A 17,277-nucleotide genomic window follows, 5' to 3' on the forward strand; every position below is an offset into this window, starting at 1 on the left:
TCGTCATCGTCGTTCGCTCTGTGCTTCCCGTTGGCGACCGAATCGCGCACTCACATCGGCATTGTCACGGCGAAAGGTTGCGCCTGCCTCGGCTTCCAAGCCCAGCGCGTGTGCCACAGGCGCACCTGCTCCGTCCTTCAGCAAGCGCAGCATTCGTTGCACGGCGCGGGGGTGGCCACCCGCAATCGCTTGCGCAACATCCATCGTTCGAGTCGAAAGCTGCTCGTGTGGAACCACTTCGTTTGCCAACCCGATTCGTTCGGCAGTTGCGGCATCCACCGCTTGGCCACTCAGGATGATCTGGATCGCAGCGGGAAGCCCCACGGCGCGCGGGAGCAGCGCGCTTCCACCCCACCCGTTGAGCAAACCTATCTGTGCGTGAGTGTCCACGAATTCCGCTCGGTCCGAGGCGAGGATGAACGAACAGTTCACGGCAAGCTCGAATCCACCCGTGTAGCAGGGACCGTTGACGGACGCGATGATCGGCTTCGATATCGCACGCATCACCTGTGTCGGTGAGGTGCCCTCCGTCCGTGGAGGTGGCCCCTCGAGCGCTTCCGGAAGATCCACTCCCGAAGAGAACGCCGTACCGGCCCCGGTGATCACGACTACACGGACGTCGTCGTCTGCATCCGCGCGCCACAGTTCGCTCTTGAGCGCCTTGCGCATTGCACGATTGATCGCATTTCTACGATCGGGACGATTCAAGGTCAACGTCGCAACATGTCCGTCCCTCGTGACCAGCACCGAAGCCTCTTCGGAAACCTCGGTCTCGTCCGCAGCGCTCTCAGGGGTGGTTCTGCCGTCCATGGCCATCTCATTCCCGCCCAGCTGCAGCAAGCGGAGCAACCACGACGGTGCGCGCCGCGTCCGTCAGCCACTGCTCGGCATCGGACGAGATCCGGTGCACCAGAGCACCTGCAGTCGGGATGTCACGAATCAATCCCTGAACGAGACCGACCGTCCATATCCCTAGTTCCGGATCGCCGTTCGTGAATACGGTACGTCCGCGCGCTCCGGCGACAAGCTCCTTGATATCTCTGAATCTTCCTCCTCTGCTCAGGATTTCGATGACTTCGTCACTGACGGTGTTCTTCGCGACACGCATGGAGTTTCTCAGTTGTCGCATGATGAGTCGTGTATCGCGTTCGGTCGAGTCCACGATCAGCCTCTTGATGTTCTCGTGAATCGGACTCTCCACGGTGCACATGAAGCGCGTCCCCATGTTTATGCCGTCGGCCCCCAGAGCCAGCGCGGCAGCCAGTCCGCGGCCATCCGCGAACCCGCCGGAAGCCACGAACGGGATGTTCAGAGCGTCCGCCGCTGCCGGGATCAGGACGAGTCCTGGCACATCGTCCTCGCCGGGGTGGCCCGCACACTCGAAACCGTCGATGCTCACCGCGTCCACGCCGATCCTCTCGGCCTTCAGCGCGTGCGACACACTCGTGCACTTGTGGATCACCTTGATGCCGTTCTCCTTGAAGTGCTCGACATGCACCGTGGGGTCCGACCCGGCAGTCTCGACGATCTTCACTCCGGAGTCGATGATCACCTGCCGAATCTCCTCGAACGGTGGAGGGTCGATCGACAGCGTCAGAGTCAGATTCACCGCGAACGGCCTGTCCGTCAGCGCTCGGCACCGCGCGATCTCGGCGGCGAGGTCCTCCGGCGTGGGCTGAGTGAGTGCGGTGATGATGCCGAGCCCACCCGCGTTGGACACCGCCGCCGCAAGTTCCGCGCGACCGACGAACATCATTCCACCTTGGACTATCGGGTGTTCCACTCCGAACGTCTCCGTGAACCGCGTTCTCAGCATGATTGCTCCTCTGGGCCGTGACCGGTCCGCGGCGGCCGTTGTACGACGGGAATGCGTCCAAGCCGTTTCACTGATATTGACTCGAATTACCTAGATAACATAGTTCACTATGTAATGGTTGGCAAGACACTTGACGACCAGTCGAAACCAACTCGATTCGGACACGAAGCGGGCGTGCGCCTCGGCCCGTGATGCCGAGTGCAGCACGGATGCTTTACTAGGTATTCGAAGTTGCCTTGGAGGAAAGGTGGTTGGACCATTGCCCGACGCGTCGGATGCTCCGGGAGTCAACCTGCTGAACGCCGCTGGGCGGCCGGTTCGCACGCCCAAGACCGCAGAACTGGTCGCAGCGAAGTTGCGGCGAATGATCGTGGACGGGAAGTTGGTCGACGGTGACCACCTGCCTCACGAAGCAGAATTGATGGAACACTTCTCGGTCAGCCGCCCGACGCTCCGCGAGGCCGTGAGGATTCTGGAAGCAGAACGCCTCGTCGAAGTGCGCCGCGGCTCGAGGACTGGCGCCCGCGTGTGCGTGCCCGGACCTGAGGTGGTGGCACGACCTGCGTCTCTTCTCCTCGAACTTTCCGGCGCTACCGTGGCGGATGTGCTCGTCGCACGGGAATCACTGGAGCCTGCGGCGGCCGGAATTCTTGCCGCCGAAGGCACCGAGGCCGCGTTCGACGAGCTCGAGCAGTTCGTCGACGAGGAGATCCCCGCTGCACTGGCGTCCGATGAGTTCGGTAGCGCAGCTGCGCGTTTCCACTTGAGGATGGTCCAGCTCTCGGGAAACGCCACGCTTGCGCTGATGGCCGGCATGTTGCACGAGATCTTCGAGCGCCACACCACCTCCGTCACCCGCGAATCCAGCCGCACCGATATCGAGGCCGCGCAGGCCAACTACAAACTGTTCGTACGGTCTCAGCGTCGCCTGATCAAGTTGCTCAGGGCGCGCGACAGCGACGGAGCGATCGCGCATTGGAAAAAGCACATGGTGGTCGCTCGTTCGATGCTCGACGGCCACCTGGATGTGAAGGTGCGCGACATACTCGACTGATCGGAAGCGACGGCTAGCGGTTCGTCCGACCGAGATCCACTGGCAGTTGTATGCCGGTGACGTGACGCGCCTCGTTCGACGCGATCCATGCGACGGCTGCAGCGACATCCTCCGATTCGCTCATCCGATCCGGGAGGCTACCCATGTAGAGCACACCCAGATCTTGGCGGGACTCCAACGCCTCGTGTAGTTCAGGCATCGTGAGTCCGGTCCGAACTCCGTGCGGGTGAACCGAGTTGACACGAATACGGTGTTCGGCGAGCTCGTTGGCGAGTGTCTTGGCCAGACCGGTCACGCCGTGCTTGGCAGCTACGTAGTCGGCCAGGAACGGCAGACCCCTCAATCCGGCAACGGAACTGGTGAAGACGATGGCGCCGCCAGTTCCCTGGTCGATCATGATCGGCACAGCAGCCTTCGCTGTGTAGAAGGCGGCGTGAAGATTGTTGTCGATCGTGGCGTGCCAGTGCTCGAGATCGATTTCCCACGTCAACGCGGCCGTGGTCATTCCGGCGTTCGCAACGACCACGTCGAGTCGTCCCAGCTCGTGCACTCCCTTCTCGAGCGCGGCTTTCAAGGCGTCGAAATCCTTGGCATCCGTCACGCTGGTGACGATCTTGCGGCCCATCGCTTCGACTCGACGCGCAGTCTCGTCGAGATCTTCCACCGTCGGGCCCGGGTATCCGGTCGTGGGAAGATCTGCGCAGATGTCCAGCGCGATCACGTCTGCTCCCTCTGCCGCGAAACGGACGGCCTCTGCGCGGCCTTGTCCACGCGCCGCACCGGTCACGAAGACGACTTTGCCTTCGTACCGCCGTCCGTTCGGAGCGTCAGGAAGGGGAGATTCGGGAATGTCGTGCAGCACGATGCCTCCTAGGTCACTTCCACGGCGTGGAAACCTCGGTCCAGTGATCGTCCCGGGTACCGAGACGGCGGTGACGAGCCGCTTTCGCGTCAACCGTGCAGTGAACAGTCAGTCGGGCCACAATCGCCTCGGATCCGTTGCCGTCCGGACTGGTGGACGTGGGACGTCGGTTGCCGATCGCGAAAATCGCGGTGCTACAGCCGCTTGTACGACCCCATCGGATTCGACGAGAGTTCCCCGCGCAGCCAGATGATCGTTCTCGACGGCTTCGTTCCAATCGAGAACAGGTGTGGCACAGGCATCCGTGCCCCCGAACACCGCGGCCCACTCGTCGCGAGTTCTGGAGCGGAAGGCCTTGGCCAATCTGTCCTTGACCTCCGGCCATCTGGACTGGTCGAGTTGGTCGGGCAGTTCCTCGGCGGAGAGGCCCAGTCCTTCGAGAAGCAGCGCGTAGAACTGCGGTTCGATTGCTCCGACCGCGAAATAGCGCCCGTCGGCAGTCTCGTATACCTCGTAGAACGGTGCGCCAGTGTCCAGCTTGTTGACCCCACGACGGTCGTCCCATCGGCCCGACCCCCGCCACGACCACATCATCTGGCCGAGCACCGACACTCCGTCGACCATGGCTGCATCGACAGTCTGTCCCAAACCCGTGTGCTCACGCTCGATCAACGCGGCCAGAATGCCCGCGACGAGAAACATCGATCCTCCACCGAAGTCCCCGAGCAGATTCAGCGGCGGTGTCGGGACCTCGTCGGCACGGCCCACGGCGTGCAACAGGCCGGTCTGCGAGATGTAGTTGATGTCGTGGCCGGCGACCCGAGCGAGCGGGCCGTCCTGTCCCCATCCCGTGATGCGTCCGTACACGAGTGTGCGGTTCACGGACTCCACATCCTCGGGACCCACACCGAGTCGCTCTGCCACACCTGGACGGAAGCCCTCGATGAGCACATCGGCCTTGGCGATGAGGTCCATGACGGTCTTCCTGTCGGCGGGGTTTTTCAGATCCGCTTCGACCACCGTTCGATTGCGCAGCAACTGATCGGATACCTGCGCTTCCGTGGGCAGGGTGCCAGGCCGCTGCACCCGAACCACATCGGCACCCAGATCACCCAACACCATCGCAGCATGCGGACCCGGCCCGATTCCAGCCAGTTCGATCACCCGCACATTGTTCAGCGGGCCTCCTGTCGTCACATGTCCACCTTCAGCCGTCATCACGGACGCCGATCTCTCAGACCGATGTCGACTGCGTACTCAGGCGCTCGACGACGTGACGGCGCACGAGCTTGCCGGTTTCGCTGCGCGGAATCTCATCCCAGTACACGATGCGTTCGGGTGTCTTGCTGCTCCGAAGCGCCGACCGCACGAACGACCTCAGGTCGTCCACAGCGAGGCTCACACCGGGCCGCAGTACGACTACCGCCTCGATACGTTGCCCCCACTCGGGATCCGGGACGCCGACGACAGCCACGTCCAACACGTCCGGGTGCCCGAGCACGACGTCCTCGATCTCGGCGGGAGCGATGTTCTCGGCGCCACGGATGATGGTGTCGTCGGCACGGCCGCCGACGAACAAGAATCCGTCGTCGTCGAGGTACCCTCTGTCCCGAGTGTCGAAGAACCCACGTTCGTCCACCATTCGTCCCACACCGGCGTACTCCGCGGAAACCTGATCTCCACGAACACAGATCTTCCCGACCACACCGGGCCCGACGACCTCGTCGTCATCGTTTCGGATCTCGCATTCCACGCCGGGTATGAGTGTGCCTACCGAACCGAGGCGAGCACGAACGGCCTCGTCACTACTCTCCAGTGCCGACCGATGTTCTTCCGGACCGAGTACCGCGATCGTCGAACTGGTCTCGGTCAACCCGTATGCGTTGACGAAATCGACATCTGGCCATGTGCGCAGGGCACTCTCGATCACGCGCGCCGGCATGGGAGCACCTCCGTAGGCGAGACTTCGGAGCCTGGGCAGCGACTTGTCACCGTCCACACCGACGATTCGAGAAAGCATCGTGGGAACGACGAGCGCGCTCGTGATCTGCTCGTTCCGCGCTGCCGTCAACCACTGTTCAGCCGAGAACTGTTCCAACACAACAGTTCTCCTACCGGCATACAGGTTGGTGACGACGTTGGCGACTGCCGCGATGTGATAGGGCGGCACGCTCACAAGCGCAGCTTCGTCCTCGTCCGCAGCGGCGAACTCCACGGATCCGAGAACGTAGGCCGACAGGTTCTCGTGCCGGAGCAGAACTCCCTTCGGAGCTGATGTGGTTCCCGAGGTGTAGATGATCACTGCAGGAGCATCGGAATCGTGGTTGTCGGCGAGACCAGGTTCGTCCACGGAATCGGCCGCGGCCCCCAGTCGGGTGATCCACTCATCCGGTGCGACGACCGGTATCCCCGCCCGCCGAAGTGCATCCGACTGCTCGGGGCCGGCAATACCCAGCGCTTTCGGATGATTCGTGAGAAGAGCATCCATCTGCTCTCGCCCCAGGCGATAGTTGACCGGAACGAGCGGGACCCCTGCGTACGCCGCAGCAAACATCGCCACAGGAAAGGCTGGGCCATTGACAGCGAGATACACGAGCGCGTCCGCCCCCGCCTCCTCGATCTCCCGGGCCCCGGAGGCGGCAAGTTCCCGAAGCCGACCAGGCGTCAAGCCGCTCTGCGAATCACCGACGACGACACGGTCGCCGAACCCATCGGCCGCCATATCCAGCAACATGGTGATATTCATCCGACACTCATCTCTCGATCTCGGCTCGTTCTGACAGTCAGTCGGATGACGGCAGCGGCTTGGCGGACTTGATCGGTAGCGGCTTGCCGTTCGCATCCAGTCGCCCCACACCCGGCTTGGTGCACAGGATCTCCAGACCGATCTCCTCGTCGACATATCTCTTGCCGAGCAGGGAATCTCCGAGGTGGGACGCATCGATCGTCGAGCCGTCCCCGGTCGCCACTTTGCCCGAGACCATCTCGGCCCCACCACATGTCAAGGTGACCTCCTCTGCAGGTGCACGTACCACGACCACCGTGGTGGTGTCCACGGAACTAGCCAGGGACTGACCGGATTTGAGATGCATCGTTTTCCCAACTATGTCGAGGTGTCGTCGGCGTTCGTGCCATGAGTCGCAGGCAGTGTATGCACGAGAAAGGTTGATCGATCGGCGTCAACCCGGTGAGCGGGACACTGCCGCCGCGAGTTGTCCCGCTCACCGGTACACCGTTTTCCAACGATCGACTGCGTGTGGCCACCTCATAGCGTCGGCTTCGAACGGCGACGACACGAAGAAGCACCCGAGAGGGCCTCCCGGTACAGGTCGTCGAAGGCACACGCCCTCACGCAGCTTTCCGTGTCGGTCCGAAGCACCACCACAGCGTGGGTCAACAACCGAAAAGGACAATCATGAGACCGTTCAGTAGGCAATCTGCTACCAGGGCCGCAGCGGCATCGGTTGCCGTCGTTGCCATGACCGCCCTGTCCGCGTGTAGCAGCGACAGCGATGCCGCTGACCCCGCGTCCGAGAGTGTCACAGCTCCCGAAGGTTCGTATCCCGGCGTGTCCGCCAGCGGTGAGCCGGTCAAGATCGGCCTCATCAACAACGAGGGCGGGCAGGCAGTTTCGCAGCCGCAGAACCGGGAGGCAGCCGAAGCCGTCGTTCGCTACGCGAACGACAACCTCGGTGGAATCGGCGGTCGACCTGTGGAATTGGTGGAGTGCAAGCAGGGTGAGGAACCAGCGTCTGCGCGCGACTGCGCAAACCAGATGGTCGAAAGTGGGGTCTCGGCGGCTGTCATCACCACTACCGGTATGGGGGATGTCATGGTCCCGATCATCACCGGAGCCGGTATTCCGTACGTCGCCGCGTCCGGTCAGTCGATGGCAGAGCTGACCACGGAGAACTCGTTCCTCTGGACCGGCGGATTTCCAGCCAGTCTGAGTGCTATGGCGGCGACAGCGAGCGACCAGGAGATGAAGAAGGTCACCGCCTTCACGATCAACGTACCCGCTGCCGTGTCGGGGCTGGAGCAGCTGGGAGTTCCCGCATTCGCCGCCGCAGGTGTCGATCTCGAGGTGGTCCCCATCCCGATGGGCACGCCTGATGCGACTCCCCAGGTCAGCGCAGGTCTCGCGTCGAACCCCGAAGGCGTCGTCGTGGTCGGCGAAGAGACGGCGTGCACGTCGATTTTCAAGGCACTCGGCACTTTGGGCGCCACCGCAGAGAAGTTCACCAACGCTTCGTGCACCGCCCAGTCGGTAATCGATGCAGTCGGCTCGGCCATGGAAGGTGCGCAGGTATTCGCCGCAACCGACACGACCACCGACAATCCGGAAGCCAACCTCTTCCAGAGCGTCATGCAGAAGTATGCGCCGAACACCGAGACCGGCGGTCAGACACCCGTCGCGTACCAGGGAATGCTCGGACTCTTCCGAGCCACCGAGTCGGTCGAAGGAACCGATACCTCGCCCGCCGCGATCATTTCGGCAATTGCCTCGGCTGTCGACGTTCCCACACCCGCAGCCGAAGGTCTGGCGTTCACCTGCAACCAGTCCGCGCTACCACCGCTGACATCCATCTGCAACAAGGGCTCGATCATCTTGACCATCGAAGACGGGCAGATGACGGATCCGCGGGTCGTCAACTAGCAGATCCGCCGAAATCACTTCCACCGAAAGATGTTGCGATGATGCAAGATATTCAGTTCGTGCTCCTGGGACTCGGCAACGGAGCGGTGTACGCAGCGTTGGCGCTGGCGCTCGTGATGACCTACCGAAGCTCGGGGGTCGTGAACTTCGCGACCGGTGCAGTCGCGTTGTACGTCGCGTACACCTATGCCTACCTCCGTGACGGCGAGCTACTCATCCCGATCCCTGGCCTGCCGAAAACAGTGGACCTCGGCGGACCACTGGGACTTGTTCCCGCCATGGGGATCTCACTCGCCATCGCCGCGGGGATGGGCATCCTGATGTACTTCTCGGTATTCAAGCTGCTCAGGACCGCGCCGGCGACTGCCAAAGCCGTCGCCTCCGTTGCACTCATGTTGGCTGTGCAGGCCTTGCTCGCCGCAAGGGTGGGCACCACGCCCGTGTCGGTGGATGCAATCCTGCCCAACGACGTCATCACGATCGGCAGCCTCCGTGTCCCGTCCGACCGGCTGTGGTTCGCTGCTATCGTCGTCGCACTCACGGTCCTGTTGATACTTGCATTCCGTCTGACCCGCTTCGGACTCGCCACCCGCGCGGCAGCCGAATCGGAGAAGGGTGCCATTGTCACGGGCCTCTCCCCCGAACGCATCGCGTACGCAAACTGGGCGCTCTCGACGGCCATCGCCGGCCTTGCCGGTATCCTCATCGCACCGATCGTCCCCCTCATTCCCATCTCGTACACACTGTTCATCGTCCCGGCACTGGCGGCCGCACTCGTCGGCAATTTCAACGCCATCGGGCCCGCCGTGGCGGCGGGCTTGGGAATAGGTGTCCTACAGTCGGAAATGACGCATCTCCAGTCCACCGTCAGCTGGATGCCCCAGGCAGGCATGGCCGAACTCATTCCGCTGGTGCTGATTCTGATTTTCCTCGTGTTCCGCGGTAAACCGCTCCCGTCGCGGGGCGCCATCATTCAGAACACGCTGGGTTCCGCGCCCAGACCGAAGCGCATCCTGGCCCCCACACTGATAGGCGTCGGGATAGCACTGGGTTTCCTGCTTCTCACCGACGGCAGCTATCGCGGTGCGATCATCGTGAGTTTCACGCTTGCCATCATCGCTCTGTCCCAAGTGGTCGTCACGGGGTTCGCCGGCCAGATCTCGCTGGCCCAGTTGACTCTTGCCGGAGTCGGCGCCTTCATGCTCAGCCGATTGACCACCGATTGGGGCGTTCCATTCCCGATTGCACCGCTGCTTGCCGCCCTGTGTGCGACCGTGGTCGGCGTCGTCGTGGGTCTCCCGGCACTCAGGATCCGCGGCTTGCCGGTGGCTGTCGTGACCTTGAGTTTGGCGGTCTTCCTCGAAACGTTCTGGTTCCGTAACAACAATCTCAACGGAGGCATCGACGGCGCCAAGGTAGAGGTCCCGTCCCTTCTGGGAGTAGACCTCGGTATCGGTTCCGGAAATTCCTATCCCAGAATATCGTTCGGCATCCTGTGCCTGCTCGTACTCGTCATCGTCGGCTTGGCCGTGGCCGCCTTGCGAACCAGTCGACTCGGTGCCTCGATGCTCGCCGTACGAGCAAACGAACGCTCTGCCGCGGCTTCGGGTATCGACGTCTCACGCACCAAACTCATCGCATTCGCGATCGGCGCCTTCATTGCGGGACTCGGTGGATCCCTCATGGCCTACGCACAAACTCTGGCCGTTCCCGAATCGTTCTCCGCGATCGGTGGGATCGCAATGTTCGCGGTCGTCTACCTCGCCGGTATCACGTGCGTCTCCGGCGGGATACTTGCCGGCGCCATGGGCGCCGGTGGCATTCTGTTCATCCTGCTCGATCGCGTCGCACACGTCGGTGACTACTACGCCGTATTCACCGGACTTCTGTTGGTCGTCACCATCATCGCCAACCCGGAAGGCATCGTCTCCGAGATCCACAAGCAGGTTGCATGGCTCCGCGACAGGCTCGTGGGCGCGCACCGCAACGGCGCCGTTCCCGAACTCTCCGTCTCGGTGGGTGATGTGAGTCCCGACCGCAACGAAGCGCGTCCCTTCGGTGATGTAGTGCTCGCCACGACGGGTATCGGGGTCCGATACGGCGGAGTCGTCGCACTGGAAAACGTGTCGTTCGATGTCCGTCACGGCGAGATCGTCGGACTCATAGGCCCGAACGGCGCAGGTAAGACCACGTTCATCGACGCCATCAGCGGATTCGCCGATGCCAGCGGCAGCGTTTCGGTCGCGGGCGAGTGCCTCGACGGTCAGCGACCGTACAGGCGGGCGCGGAACGGACTCGGGCGGACCTTCCAAGGCATCGAACTCTACGACGACCTGTCGGTCGAGGAGAACGTATCCGTGGGAACCACCGCTGCGCTGACTCGCAGCTCGGACGACTCTCCACTGGGCGACGAGGGACTCGGCGAGCTCTTCGACATCCTCCACCTCAGTACAGTGGTCGACCGACCGGTCAGGGAGCTCTCGCAAGGACAACGCCAATTGGTCTCGGTGGCCAGGGCATTGGCGGGACGACCACGAGTCGTGCTGCTGGACGAACCGGCAGCGGGCCTGGACACCAACGAGAGCATGTGGCTGGGTAACCGGTTGCGAGCGATCCGCAACTCCGGACTGACGATCGTCATGGTCGACCACGACATGGAACTGGTACTCGAGATCTGCGACCGGATAATAGTTCTCGACCTGGGAAGAGTCATCGCGGTCGGGACCCCCGATGAGGTGCGCAACGACCCCGCGGTCACGAAGGCATACCTCGGAGCCACCCACACCGGTTCGTCGACACGTGAAGGAGTCGACGAACCGGAACCCATCCAGCCGCAACGCACTGCGACAGGACAGGAAATCGAGGCATGACAACCGTATTGAAATGTACCCATATGGACGCCGGATATTCCAAAGGTCGACCCTGCGTTCGTCACTTCGACCTCGAGCTCGAAGACGGGGAGGTGCTCGCACTTCTCGGACCGAACGGTGCCGGCAAGACAACCGTCCTGTCGACCCTGGCGGGTCTGCTGCCGAGCCTGAACGGAACAGTCGAGATCGCCAATCGCGTGGTCAAGCCCGGACAGGCACGTAGCGCGTCGCAAGCCGGGCTGGTCCTCGTCCCCGACGACCGTTCACTGTTCACGACTCTCACCGTCGAAGAGAACCTTCGCCTGGCTGTCACGTCACGTCGCGCATGGTCGTCCGAGCGGGCGTCCGTCCTCGAGTACTTTCCTGCGCTGAGCGAGCGTATGAAAGTCGCAGCCGGATCGTTGTCCGGTGGCGAACAACAGATGCTCGCGATCGCCCGCGCATTGGTCCAACACCCGAAGGTTCTACTCATCGACGAACTGAGCATGGGATTGGCCCCCGTCGTCGTCGAACGACTGCTGCCGATCGTGCGCACGGTGGCCGACACGACCGGTGCGGCGGTTGTACTGGTCGAACAGCACGTTCAACTCGCACTCGAAACCGCAGACACAGCACTCGTTCTGCGGCATGGAACGAATGTTCTACAAGGTGCGGCCGCAGAACTCGCGGACGCACCGCATCTGATCGAGGACGCATATCTCGGCACTTCAGACCCCCTCTCCAGCAAGGGCAGCCAACAAGGCACGAGCCCTTGAACAATGGGCACGTCCGTTCGACACAACCGCCCGGACGTGCCGTTCGTATACAACGGAAGCATGCGGGTGCATCACTCGGACGTCGGGCACGATGAATCGGAGCCGGAGAGGCTACTTGCTGTCGGCACCTACCGCGCGGGCGACACTCGACTCGGCGAGGCCAATGCTCGTCGTCATCCCGATTCCGGTGGTCACAGTGACGATATGAACACCCTTGTAGGACTCTTCCTGGAGGAACTCGGTTCCGGGAGCAGAACTGTAGGCCCCCTGCTACCGTTCGACGACGTCGATCCGTTCCACTCCGAACAACGCTCGTGCTTCGGCCAGCAGGACGTCGAATCCTTCTTCGGTCTGGAAGGGCGAACCCGAGACGTCACGAAAGTGTGTATCGCCCAGAAGAACGGATCCGTCCGGCTGCGGTGTGTACATCTGGTGCAGATCGAGTTCGATGTAGCGAGGGAACTGCTCACGTAAGCGCTCGGCAACCCGCGCCGCCGCCGGCAGCCCCTCGAAACCGGAATACCGAAGCAGAGACCATCCCGTGAACAAAGGGCTCGGAAGCGGTGTGCGAAGCGGAAGATTCGCGCGCAACATGTGCAGACGGCACCGCAGAAGCCCTCTCTCTTCGGCCAACTCTGGAAACAATCGATCGATATCGTGGTTGACGGTGACGAAGATGTTGTCGGCGTGCAGGTCACCACGCGAGGTGTGTACCACTCCCTCGTCGAACGACGTCGCCGCCGTCCGCCACGAGAACTCGACTCCCGACCGTTCCAACCACTCCGCGACCGCCGGAGCGGCGGCACGAGGGTCCACCTGGAGGTCCATCGACATGTACATACCCCCGACCACACCGTCTCCGGAGATGGGAAGTCGTTCGAGAATCTCTTCGCGGTCGAGCAGGCGGACCCTCTCCGGACCTCGGCGTTCGGCGAACTCCCTCAACACGTCGAGTTCGTCGTCGTGCCGCGCGACGCAATGGGTTCCCGTCTCGGCGGCCCAGAACCCGGCCTTGCGCGCCAGGTCGAGCCAATGCGTTCGACCCGATTCGGCGTAGGTGAGAGCATCGCCGGATTGTGCAGTGATGCAGGCATGTCCGAAGTTCTGGACGGAGGCTCCGGTGACGGCGCCTGCCTGCTCGACCACCATCACCGACAGCCCGCGCCGCCAGGAGTGATAGGCGTGTGCGAGCCCGACGATGCCTGCACCCACCACCACGACGTCGTAATGCCGACCGGCGCTCACCAATTCACTCCCCCTCCATCACGGCCGTGAACGTCATACGGTCGCCGCGGTAGAGAGATCGCCGCTGCTCGATGGGAACTCCGTCGACGTCGTACGACACACGATTGAGCAGGAACATCGGTGTTCGGGCGTCGACCGTCAACAGGGCGGCCTCCCTCGCGTCCGGAAGCACCGTTTCGATTGCATCGACCACCCGCCCGAACAGGATTCCCCGAGTGCGCATCTCGGAGTAGAGGGAAGTTCTGTAGTCGAAGTTCTCCACCAAACCGGGGACTCGGTACGCGGGAAGTCGCGTGGTCTCGAGTCCGACGCGTACGTCTCCCGTGGTGAACACACGTTCCAGCTGAACAACCGAATCCCCCGCGTCGATCCGAAGCGTGTCGGCAAGTGCATCGTCGGCGTCGTAGACGCTCCATCCGACGAGGATGCGAGTGGCCGTCAGACCCTTCTCACGGGCGGCCTCCGTGTACGAGCCGATGGCAAGGGGGAGCACCACTTTCGACTCGGCAACGACGGTCGCTCGACCACGGCGTTCGAGCCTCCCCGCGACCAACAGTTCCCGAATGGCCTGACGCAGAGTCTCCCGAGAGACATCGTGCTGCTCGGCGAGATCTCGCTCCGAAGGGAACGGGTCTCCCGGAGCCATTCCGTCGAGTACCGCGTCGAGGTTTCTCCGCACTATCTGGTGTTTGAGCACCCGCGGCTCCGAGTCGACAACCATGGGCTCACTGTAGCAGTTTATGGTCTAGACCAAACTGTCCATCGGCGTTCACCTGCTGTTCAAGAGCGTTCTACTCATTGGTCTATACCAACCGGCACGGTATTCCTCATGCCGAACCCGACACCCCACACCTCACCCATCGAACTCGTCGTCATGGACATGGCCGGCACCACCGTGGCAGACGACGGTCTCGTACTCGACGCCTTCGACGCCGCAGCCACGTCCGTCGGCCTCCCCGAAGAGGGCCCGGAACGCGAGGCCGCCCGCAAGTACGTGCTCGACACCATGGGCCAGTCGAAGATCGAGGTCTTCCGCGCACTGTTCGACAGCGAGGAAGACGCCCAGTCGGCCAATCGAGCCTTCGAACGTGCCTACGATGCCCGGATCGACGGCGGAGTCACGCCGGTCCCCGTCGCGGCCGAAACCATTGCGCGCCTGCGCGGCGCGGGCATCTCCGTCGTCCTCACAACCGGATTCTCACCGACCACACAGGGTCGCATCGTGGACGCTCTCGGGTGGCAGGACCTCCCCGACGCATTTCTTGCGCCGGGAGAATTCGGACGCGGTCGCCCGCACCCGGACCTCGTCCTCTCTGCTGCCCTGCATGTTCAGGTCAGCGACATGGCAGCCGTTGCGGTAGTGGGCGACACCTCCAACGACATCCGATCCGGTCTGCGCGCCGGTGCTCCCGTCGTCGCCGGTGTACTCACCGGCGCCCACGGCGCAGACCAACTCCGTGATGCGGGAGCGACCCACGTCCTCGACAGCATCGCCGAGTTCCCCGCCCTGGTCCTGAACTGACCTCCTCCATCCGCGCTCGTCCACCCCCGACCGAACGGACTTCGCCATGATCACCACCGCCCATCGCAGAACCGGCCTCGCCGCCGCCCTCCTCACGTCCACTGCTCTCGTCGCCGCAGGCTGTTCCGGCTCCGACGCAGACGCGACCACCGCGCAAGGCTTTCCCGAAACCATTACCCTCGCAGCAATTCCCGCGGAGAACTCGACCGATCTGCGTGCCAGCTACGACCCTGTGATCGAACGGCTCGAGCGTGAAACCGGATCGACGGTCGACTTCGTCCAGGCCTCCGATTACGCAGGCATCGTCGAGGGTCTCATCGCAGGAAATGTCGACCTCGCATTCTTCGGTCCGTTCGCCTACGTCGTGGCCGGTGTCAATGGCGCGGACATGACACCGCTCGGTGCCGTCGTCAAGGATCAGGGCACGCCGCCGGGCTACACGTCCTACGGAATTGCACGCTCGGACAACGACTCCGTCAACAGCCTCGCCGACTACAAGGGCAAGAAGGTCTGCTTCGTGGATCCGAGTTCGACCTCCGGATTCCTGTACCCCTCGGCCGGTCTCATCGAGGAAGGCGTCACGTCGTCGGGGTCCGAGGCCGACATCTCGTCCGCCCTGACACCCATCTACGCAGGCGGACACGACGCCTCCGCACTGTCGGTCAAGAACGGCGACTGCGATGCCGGCTTCGCATTCGACACGATGGTCGACAAGACGATGGTGGACAAGGGCGAATTGGCGCCGGGCGAGCTGAAGACCGTCTGGAAGTCCGACACCATCGCCGGCTCACTATTCGCTGCCAACAACGAACTCGGCACCGAAGCTGTCGACAAACTGAAGACGGTCTTCACCGAGTCCATGAACGCCGAGGCCTTCCGGGCCGACGGAATCTGCTCGGACGAATGCCGCATCACCGACGAACGCGCCTGGGGCGTCGTTCCCGTGGAGGACGGCGACTACGACGGTGTGCGCCACGTCTGCGACGTGACCGGCTCCGAGAAGTGCCAGGGCTAGTACTACAGTCGCGTTTATTTTGATCTTGTCGGCGTGTCGTCGCAGCTATGGCGGGTCGACCGATCAGTGTCGGGATGTGGAGAATGTGTGCGTGGCCGAGGTGCGGGTGTGGGCGGAGGGGCTGGCGGAGATCGATGCCTTGATCGGGCAACGTTTCGCCAGGTCCGAACCCCGCAAGCATGCGGTCGAGTACGTGCAGGGGTTGCTCTCGGGTGAGGAGCGGAAGAATTCGTGGACCCTGTCCGAGCGCGCGGGTGATCGGTTGCCGGACGGGATGCAGCGACTGTTCTCGACCGCGGACTGGGATCCCGACGCGGTCCGCGACGATGTCCGCGATTACGCGGTCAGGCACCTCGCGGATCCGTCCGGTGTGTTGATTCTCGACGAGACCGGTTTCTTGAAGAAGGGCACCCGCTCGGCCGGGGTGGCCCGCGAGTACTCGGGGACCGCGGGCCGGGTCGAGAATTGCCAGATCGCGGTGTTCTTGACCTATGCCACTGCGGCGGGCCGAACGCTGATCGACCGGGAGTTGTACCTGCCCCAGGCGTGGACGGACGACCGTGACCGGTGCGCGCAGGCCGGGATCCCCGCCGAGCGCGAGTTCGCGACCAAGCCCGAGCTGGCGATCGCGATACTCGAACGCGCCGTCGCCGCCGGCGTGCCGGCATCGTGGGTCACCGGCGACGAGGTCTACGGGAAGTACCACCGACTGCGCGCGCCCGCTGCGAGGAACTCGGGCTGTCGTACGTGCTGGCCGTCGCGGTGAATCAGCGCGTGATCACCACCGCCGGCGCCGAACTCCGCGCGGACGCGGCGATCGCGACACTGCCCGCCCAGGCGTGGCGGACCCGCTCGGCCGGCGACGGCACGAAAGGCGAACGCCGCTACCACTGGGCGCGCACGGCGGTGCGTGGAGTGAACTCGCCCGAGCAGACCTACTGGTTGTTGGCCCGCCGTAGCTGTAGCGACCCGACGGATCTGGCCTACTACCTGTGTCACGGACCGAAACGCACCACCGTGTCCGAACTGGCCGCGGTCGCCGGAACCCGTTGGGCGATCGAGGAAACCTTCCAGATCGCCAAGGGCGAAACCGGCCTCGACCACTATCCGGTGCGGCAGTACACCGGCTGGTATCGGCATATCACCTTGTCGATGCTCGCTCACACCTTCCTCACCGTCATCCGATCGAAAAGGGGGCCCGAAAACCGGGTGAGCACAGCGAATTGATCGCGCTGTGTGTGCCAGAGATACGCCGCCTGCTCTGCCTACTGATCTGGACCCATCTACCCGACCCGAGTCATGTCCTCACGCGCTCGAACTGGCGTCGCCGCCACCAGTACCGAGCTCGACAGTGCCATTACCGAGCCCGTGGACAGTCACCCTAAACCTGAATGCACCGATTCAGTAGTGGTCAGACGCGGGTCGTAACGGCGAAATGCCCTGTCGTGGTGGAAGAATTGAACTTCTCACAGAAACAATTC

The 17,277-nt window shown here is 63.2% G+C and carries 13 protein-coding genes and 2 pseudogenes; 7 read left to right on the top strand and 8 right to left on the bottom strand.

The window, feature by feature from the left end; genetic code table 11:
• Positions 1 to 3: 3 nt before the first annotated feature.
• Positions 4 to 810: an enoyl-CoA hydratase-related protein gene (locus ACFWO3_RS18860; RefSeq protein ID WP_378580546.1), complete on the bottom strand. Its 807-nt coding sequence runs from the start codon at positions 808 to 810 to the stop codon at positions 4 to 6.
• Positions 811 to 817: 7 nt separating this feature from the next.
• Positions 818 to 1,816 (bottom strand): NAD(P)H-dependent flavin oxidoreductase, encoded by a 999-nt coding sequence (locus ACFWO3_RS18865; protein ID WP_378580548.1) that lies wholly within the window; start codon positions 1,814 to 1,816, stop codon positions 818 to 820.
• A gap of 259 nt (positions 1,817 to 2,075) precedes the next feature.
• Between ACFWO3_RS18865 and ACFWO3_RS18870 the strand changes: the two genes are divergently transcribed.
• Complete coding sequence (locus tag ACFWO3_RS18870) at positions 2,076 to 2,870, top strand: FadR/GntR family transcriptional regulator (protein ID WP_378580576.1); 795 nt, start codon at positions 2,076 to 2,078, stop codon at positions 2,868 to 2,870.
• Between the two features lie 13 nt (positions 2,871 to 2,883).
• Here ACFWO3_RS18870 and ACFWO3_RS18875 read toward each other — a convergent pair whose 3' ends face one another.
• The 4 genes from ACFWO3_RS18875 to ACFWO3_RS18890 form a co-directional block, all read right to left on the bottom strand.
• Positions 2,884 to 3,735 (bottom strand): mycofactocin-coupled SDR family oxidoreductase, encoded by an 852-nt coding sequence (locus ACFWO3_RS18875; protein ID WP_378580578.1) that lies wholly within the window; start codon positions 3,733 to 3,735, stop codon positions 2,884 to 2,886.
• Between the two features lie 105 nt (positions 3,736 to 3,840).
• On the bottom strand, positions 3,841 to 4,950 hold the full coding sequence (locus ACFWO3_RS18880) for a CaiB/BaiF CoA transferase family protein (protein WP_378580550.1): 1,110 nt from the start codon (positions 4,948 to 4,950) through the stop codon (positions 3,841 to 3,843).
• Between the two features lie 16 nt (positions 4,951 to 4,966).
• Positions 4,967 to 6,478, bottom strand: a complete 1,512-nt coding sequence (locus ACFWO3_RS18885; protein WP_378580552.1) for a class I adenylate-forming enzyme family protein — start codon at positions 6,476 to 6,478, stop codon at positions 4,967 to 4,969.
• Between the two features lie 37 nt (positions 6,479 to 6,515).
• Positions 6,516 to 6,824 (bottom strand): hypothetical protein, encoded by a 309-nt coding sequence (locus ACFWO3_RS18890; protein WP_378580554.1) that lies wholly within the window; start codon positions 6,822 to 6,824, stop codon positions 6,516 to 6,518.
• 323 nt (positions 6,825 to 7,147) lie between these two features.
• Here ACFWO3_RS18890 and ACFWO3_RS18895 point away from each other — a divergent pair, with 323 nt between their 5' ends.
• From ACFWO3_RS18895 to ACFWO3_RS18905, 3 genes are read left to right on the top strand one after another with little or no spacing between them, the layout of a single operon-like run.
• Positions 7,148 to 8,389: an ABC transporter substrate-binding protein gene (locus tag ACFWO3_RS18895; protein WP_378580556.1), complete on the top strand. Its 1,242-nt coding sequence runs from the start codon at positions 7,148 to 7,150 to the stop codon at positions 8,387 to 8,389.
• Between the two features lie 38 nt (positions 8,390 to 8,427).
• A complete protein-coding gene (locus ACFWO3_RS18900) occupies positions 8,428 to 11,259 on the top strand; it encodes an ATP-binding cassette domain-containing protein (RefSeq protein WP_378580558.1) in 2,832 nt (943 codons plus the stop codon).
• A complete protein-coding gene (locus ACFWO3_RS18905) occupies positions 11,256 to 12,014 on the top strand; it encodes an ABC transporter ATP-binding protein (protein WP_378580560.1) in 759 nt (252 codons plus the stop codon). Before ACFWO3_RS18900 ends, ACFWO3_RS18905 begins: the two co-directional genes overlap by 4 nt.
• A gap of 111 nt (positions 12,015 to 12,125) precedes the next feature.
• Here ACFWO3_RS18905 and ACFWO3_RS18910 read toward each other — a convergent pair.
• Together ACFWO3_RS18910 and ACFWO3_RS18915 are read right to left on the bottom strand one after the other, a co-directional pair.
• Positions 12,126 to 13,259 (bottom strand): annotated as a pseudogene (locus ACFWO3_RS18910) (TIGR03364 family FAD-dependent oxidoreductase).
• A gap of 4 nt (positions 13,260 to 13,263) precedes the next feature.
• Positions 13,264 to 13,980 carry a GntR family transcriptional regulator gene (locus ACFWO3_RS18915; protein ID WP_378580562.1) on the bottom strand — a complete coding sequence of 239 codons (717 nt, stop codon included), beginning with the start codon at positions 13,978 to 13,980 and terminating at the stop codon, positions 13,264 to 13,266.
• A gap of 108 nt (positions 13,981 to 14,088) precedes the next feature.
• Here ACFWO3_RS18915 and ACFWO3_RS18920 point away from each other — a divergent pair, with 108 nt between their 5' ends.
• The 3 genes and pseudogenes from ACFWO3_RS18920 to ACFWO3_RS18930 all read left to right on the top strand — a co-directional run bounded on the left by ACFWO3_RS18920 (position 14,089) and on the right by ACFWO3_RS18930 (position 17,023).
• Positions 14,089 to 14,781, top strand: a complete 693-nt coding sequence (locus ACFWO3_RS18920; protein ID WP_378580564.1) for a phosphonatase-like hydrolase — start codon at positions 14,089 to 14,091, stop codon at positions 14,779 to 14,781.
• Between the two features lie 46 nt (positions 14,782 to 14,827).
• Positions 14,828 to 15,796 (top strand): phosphate/phosphite/phosphonate ABC transporter substrate-binding protein, encoded by a 969-nt coding sequence (locus tag ACFWO3_RS18925; protein WP_378580568.1) that lies wholly within the window; start codon positions 14,828 to 14,830, stop codon positions 15,794 to 15,796.
• Between the two features lie 91 nt (positions 15,797 to 15,887).
• Positions 15,888 to 17,023 (top strand): annotated as a pseudogene (locus tag ACFWO3_RS18930) (IS701 family transposase).
• The last annotated feature ends 254 nt before the right edge of the window (positions 17,024 to 17,277 follow it).

Origin of the sequence: Rhodococcus sp. NPDC058521, assembly GCF_042719695.1 — a bacterium.
GTDB lineage: Bacteria > Actinomycetota > Actinomycetes > Mycobacteriales > Mycobacteriaceae > Rhodococcus_F.

What these genes read in the sequence shown, in the direction of transcription:
- ACFWO3_RS18900 (WP_378580558.1), top strand. Translation starts at nt 8,428, where the DNA reads ATGATGCAAGATATTCAGTTCGTGCTCCTGGGACTCGGCAACGGAGCG.
- ACFWO3_RS18880 (WP_378580550.1), bottom strand. Translation starts at nt 4,950, where the DNA reads ATGACGGCTGAAGGTGGACATGTGACGACAGGAGGCCCGCTGAACAAT.
- ACFWO3_RS18905 (WP_378580560.1), top strand. Translation starts at nt 11,256, where the DNA reads ATGACAACCGTATTGAAATGTACCCATATGGACGCCGGATATTCCAAA.
- ACFWO3_RS18920 (WP_378580564.1), top strand. Translation starts at nt 14,089, where the DNA reads ATGCCGAACCCGACACCCCACACCTCACCCATCGAACTCGTCGTCATG.
- ACFWO3_RS18860 (WP_378580546.1), bottom strand. Translation starts at nt 810, where the DNA reads ATGGACGGCAGAACCACCCCTGAGAGCGCTGCGGACGAGACCGAGGTT.
- ACFWO3_RS18885 (WP_378580552.1), bottom strand. Translation starts at nt 6,478, where the DNA reads ATGAATATCACCATGTTGCTGGATATGGCGGCCGATGGGTTCGGCGAC.
- ACFWO3_RS18925 (WP_378580568.1), top strand. Translation starts at nt 14,828, where the DNA reads ATGATCACCACCGCCCATCGCAGAACCGGCCTCGCCGCCGCCCTCCTC.
- ACFWO3_RS18915 (WP_378580562.1), bottom strand. Translation starts at nt 13,980, where the DNA reads ATGGTTGTCGACTCGGAGCCGCGGGTGCTCAAACACCAGATAGTGCGG.
- ACFWO3_RS18895 (WP_378580556.1), top strand. Translation starts at nt 7,148, where the DNA reads ATGAGACCGTTCAGTAGGCAATCTGCTACCAGGGCCGCAGCGGCATCG.
- ACFWO3_RS18865 (WP_378580548.1), bottom strand. Translation starts at nt 1,816, where the DNA reads ATGCTGAGAACGCGGTTCACGGAGACGTTCGGAGTGGAACACCCGATA.
- ACFWO3_RS18890 (WP_378580554.1), bottom strand. Translation starts at nt 6,824, where the DNA reads ATGCATCTCAAATCCGGTCAGTCCCTGGCTAGTTCCGTGGACACCACC.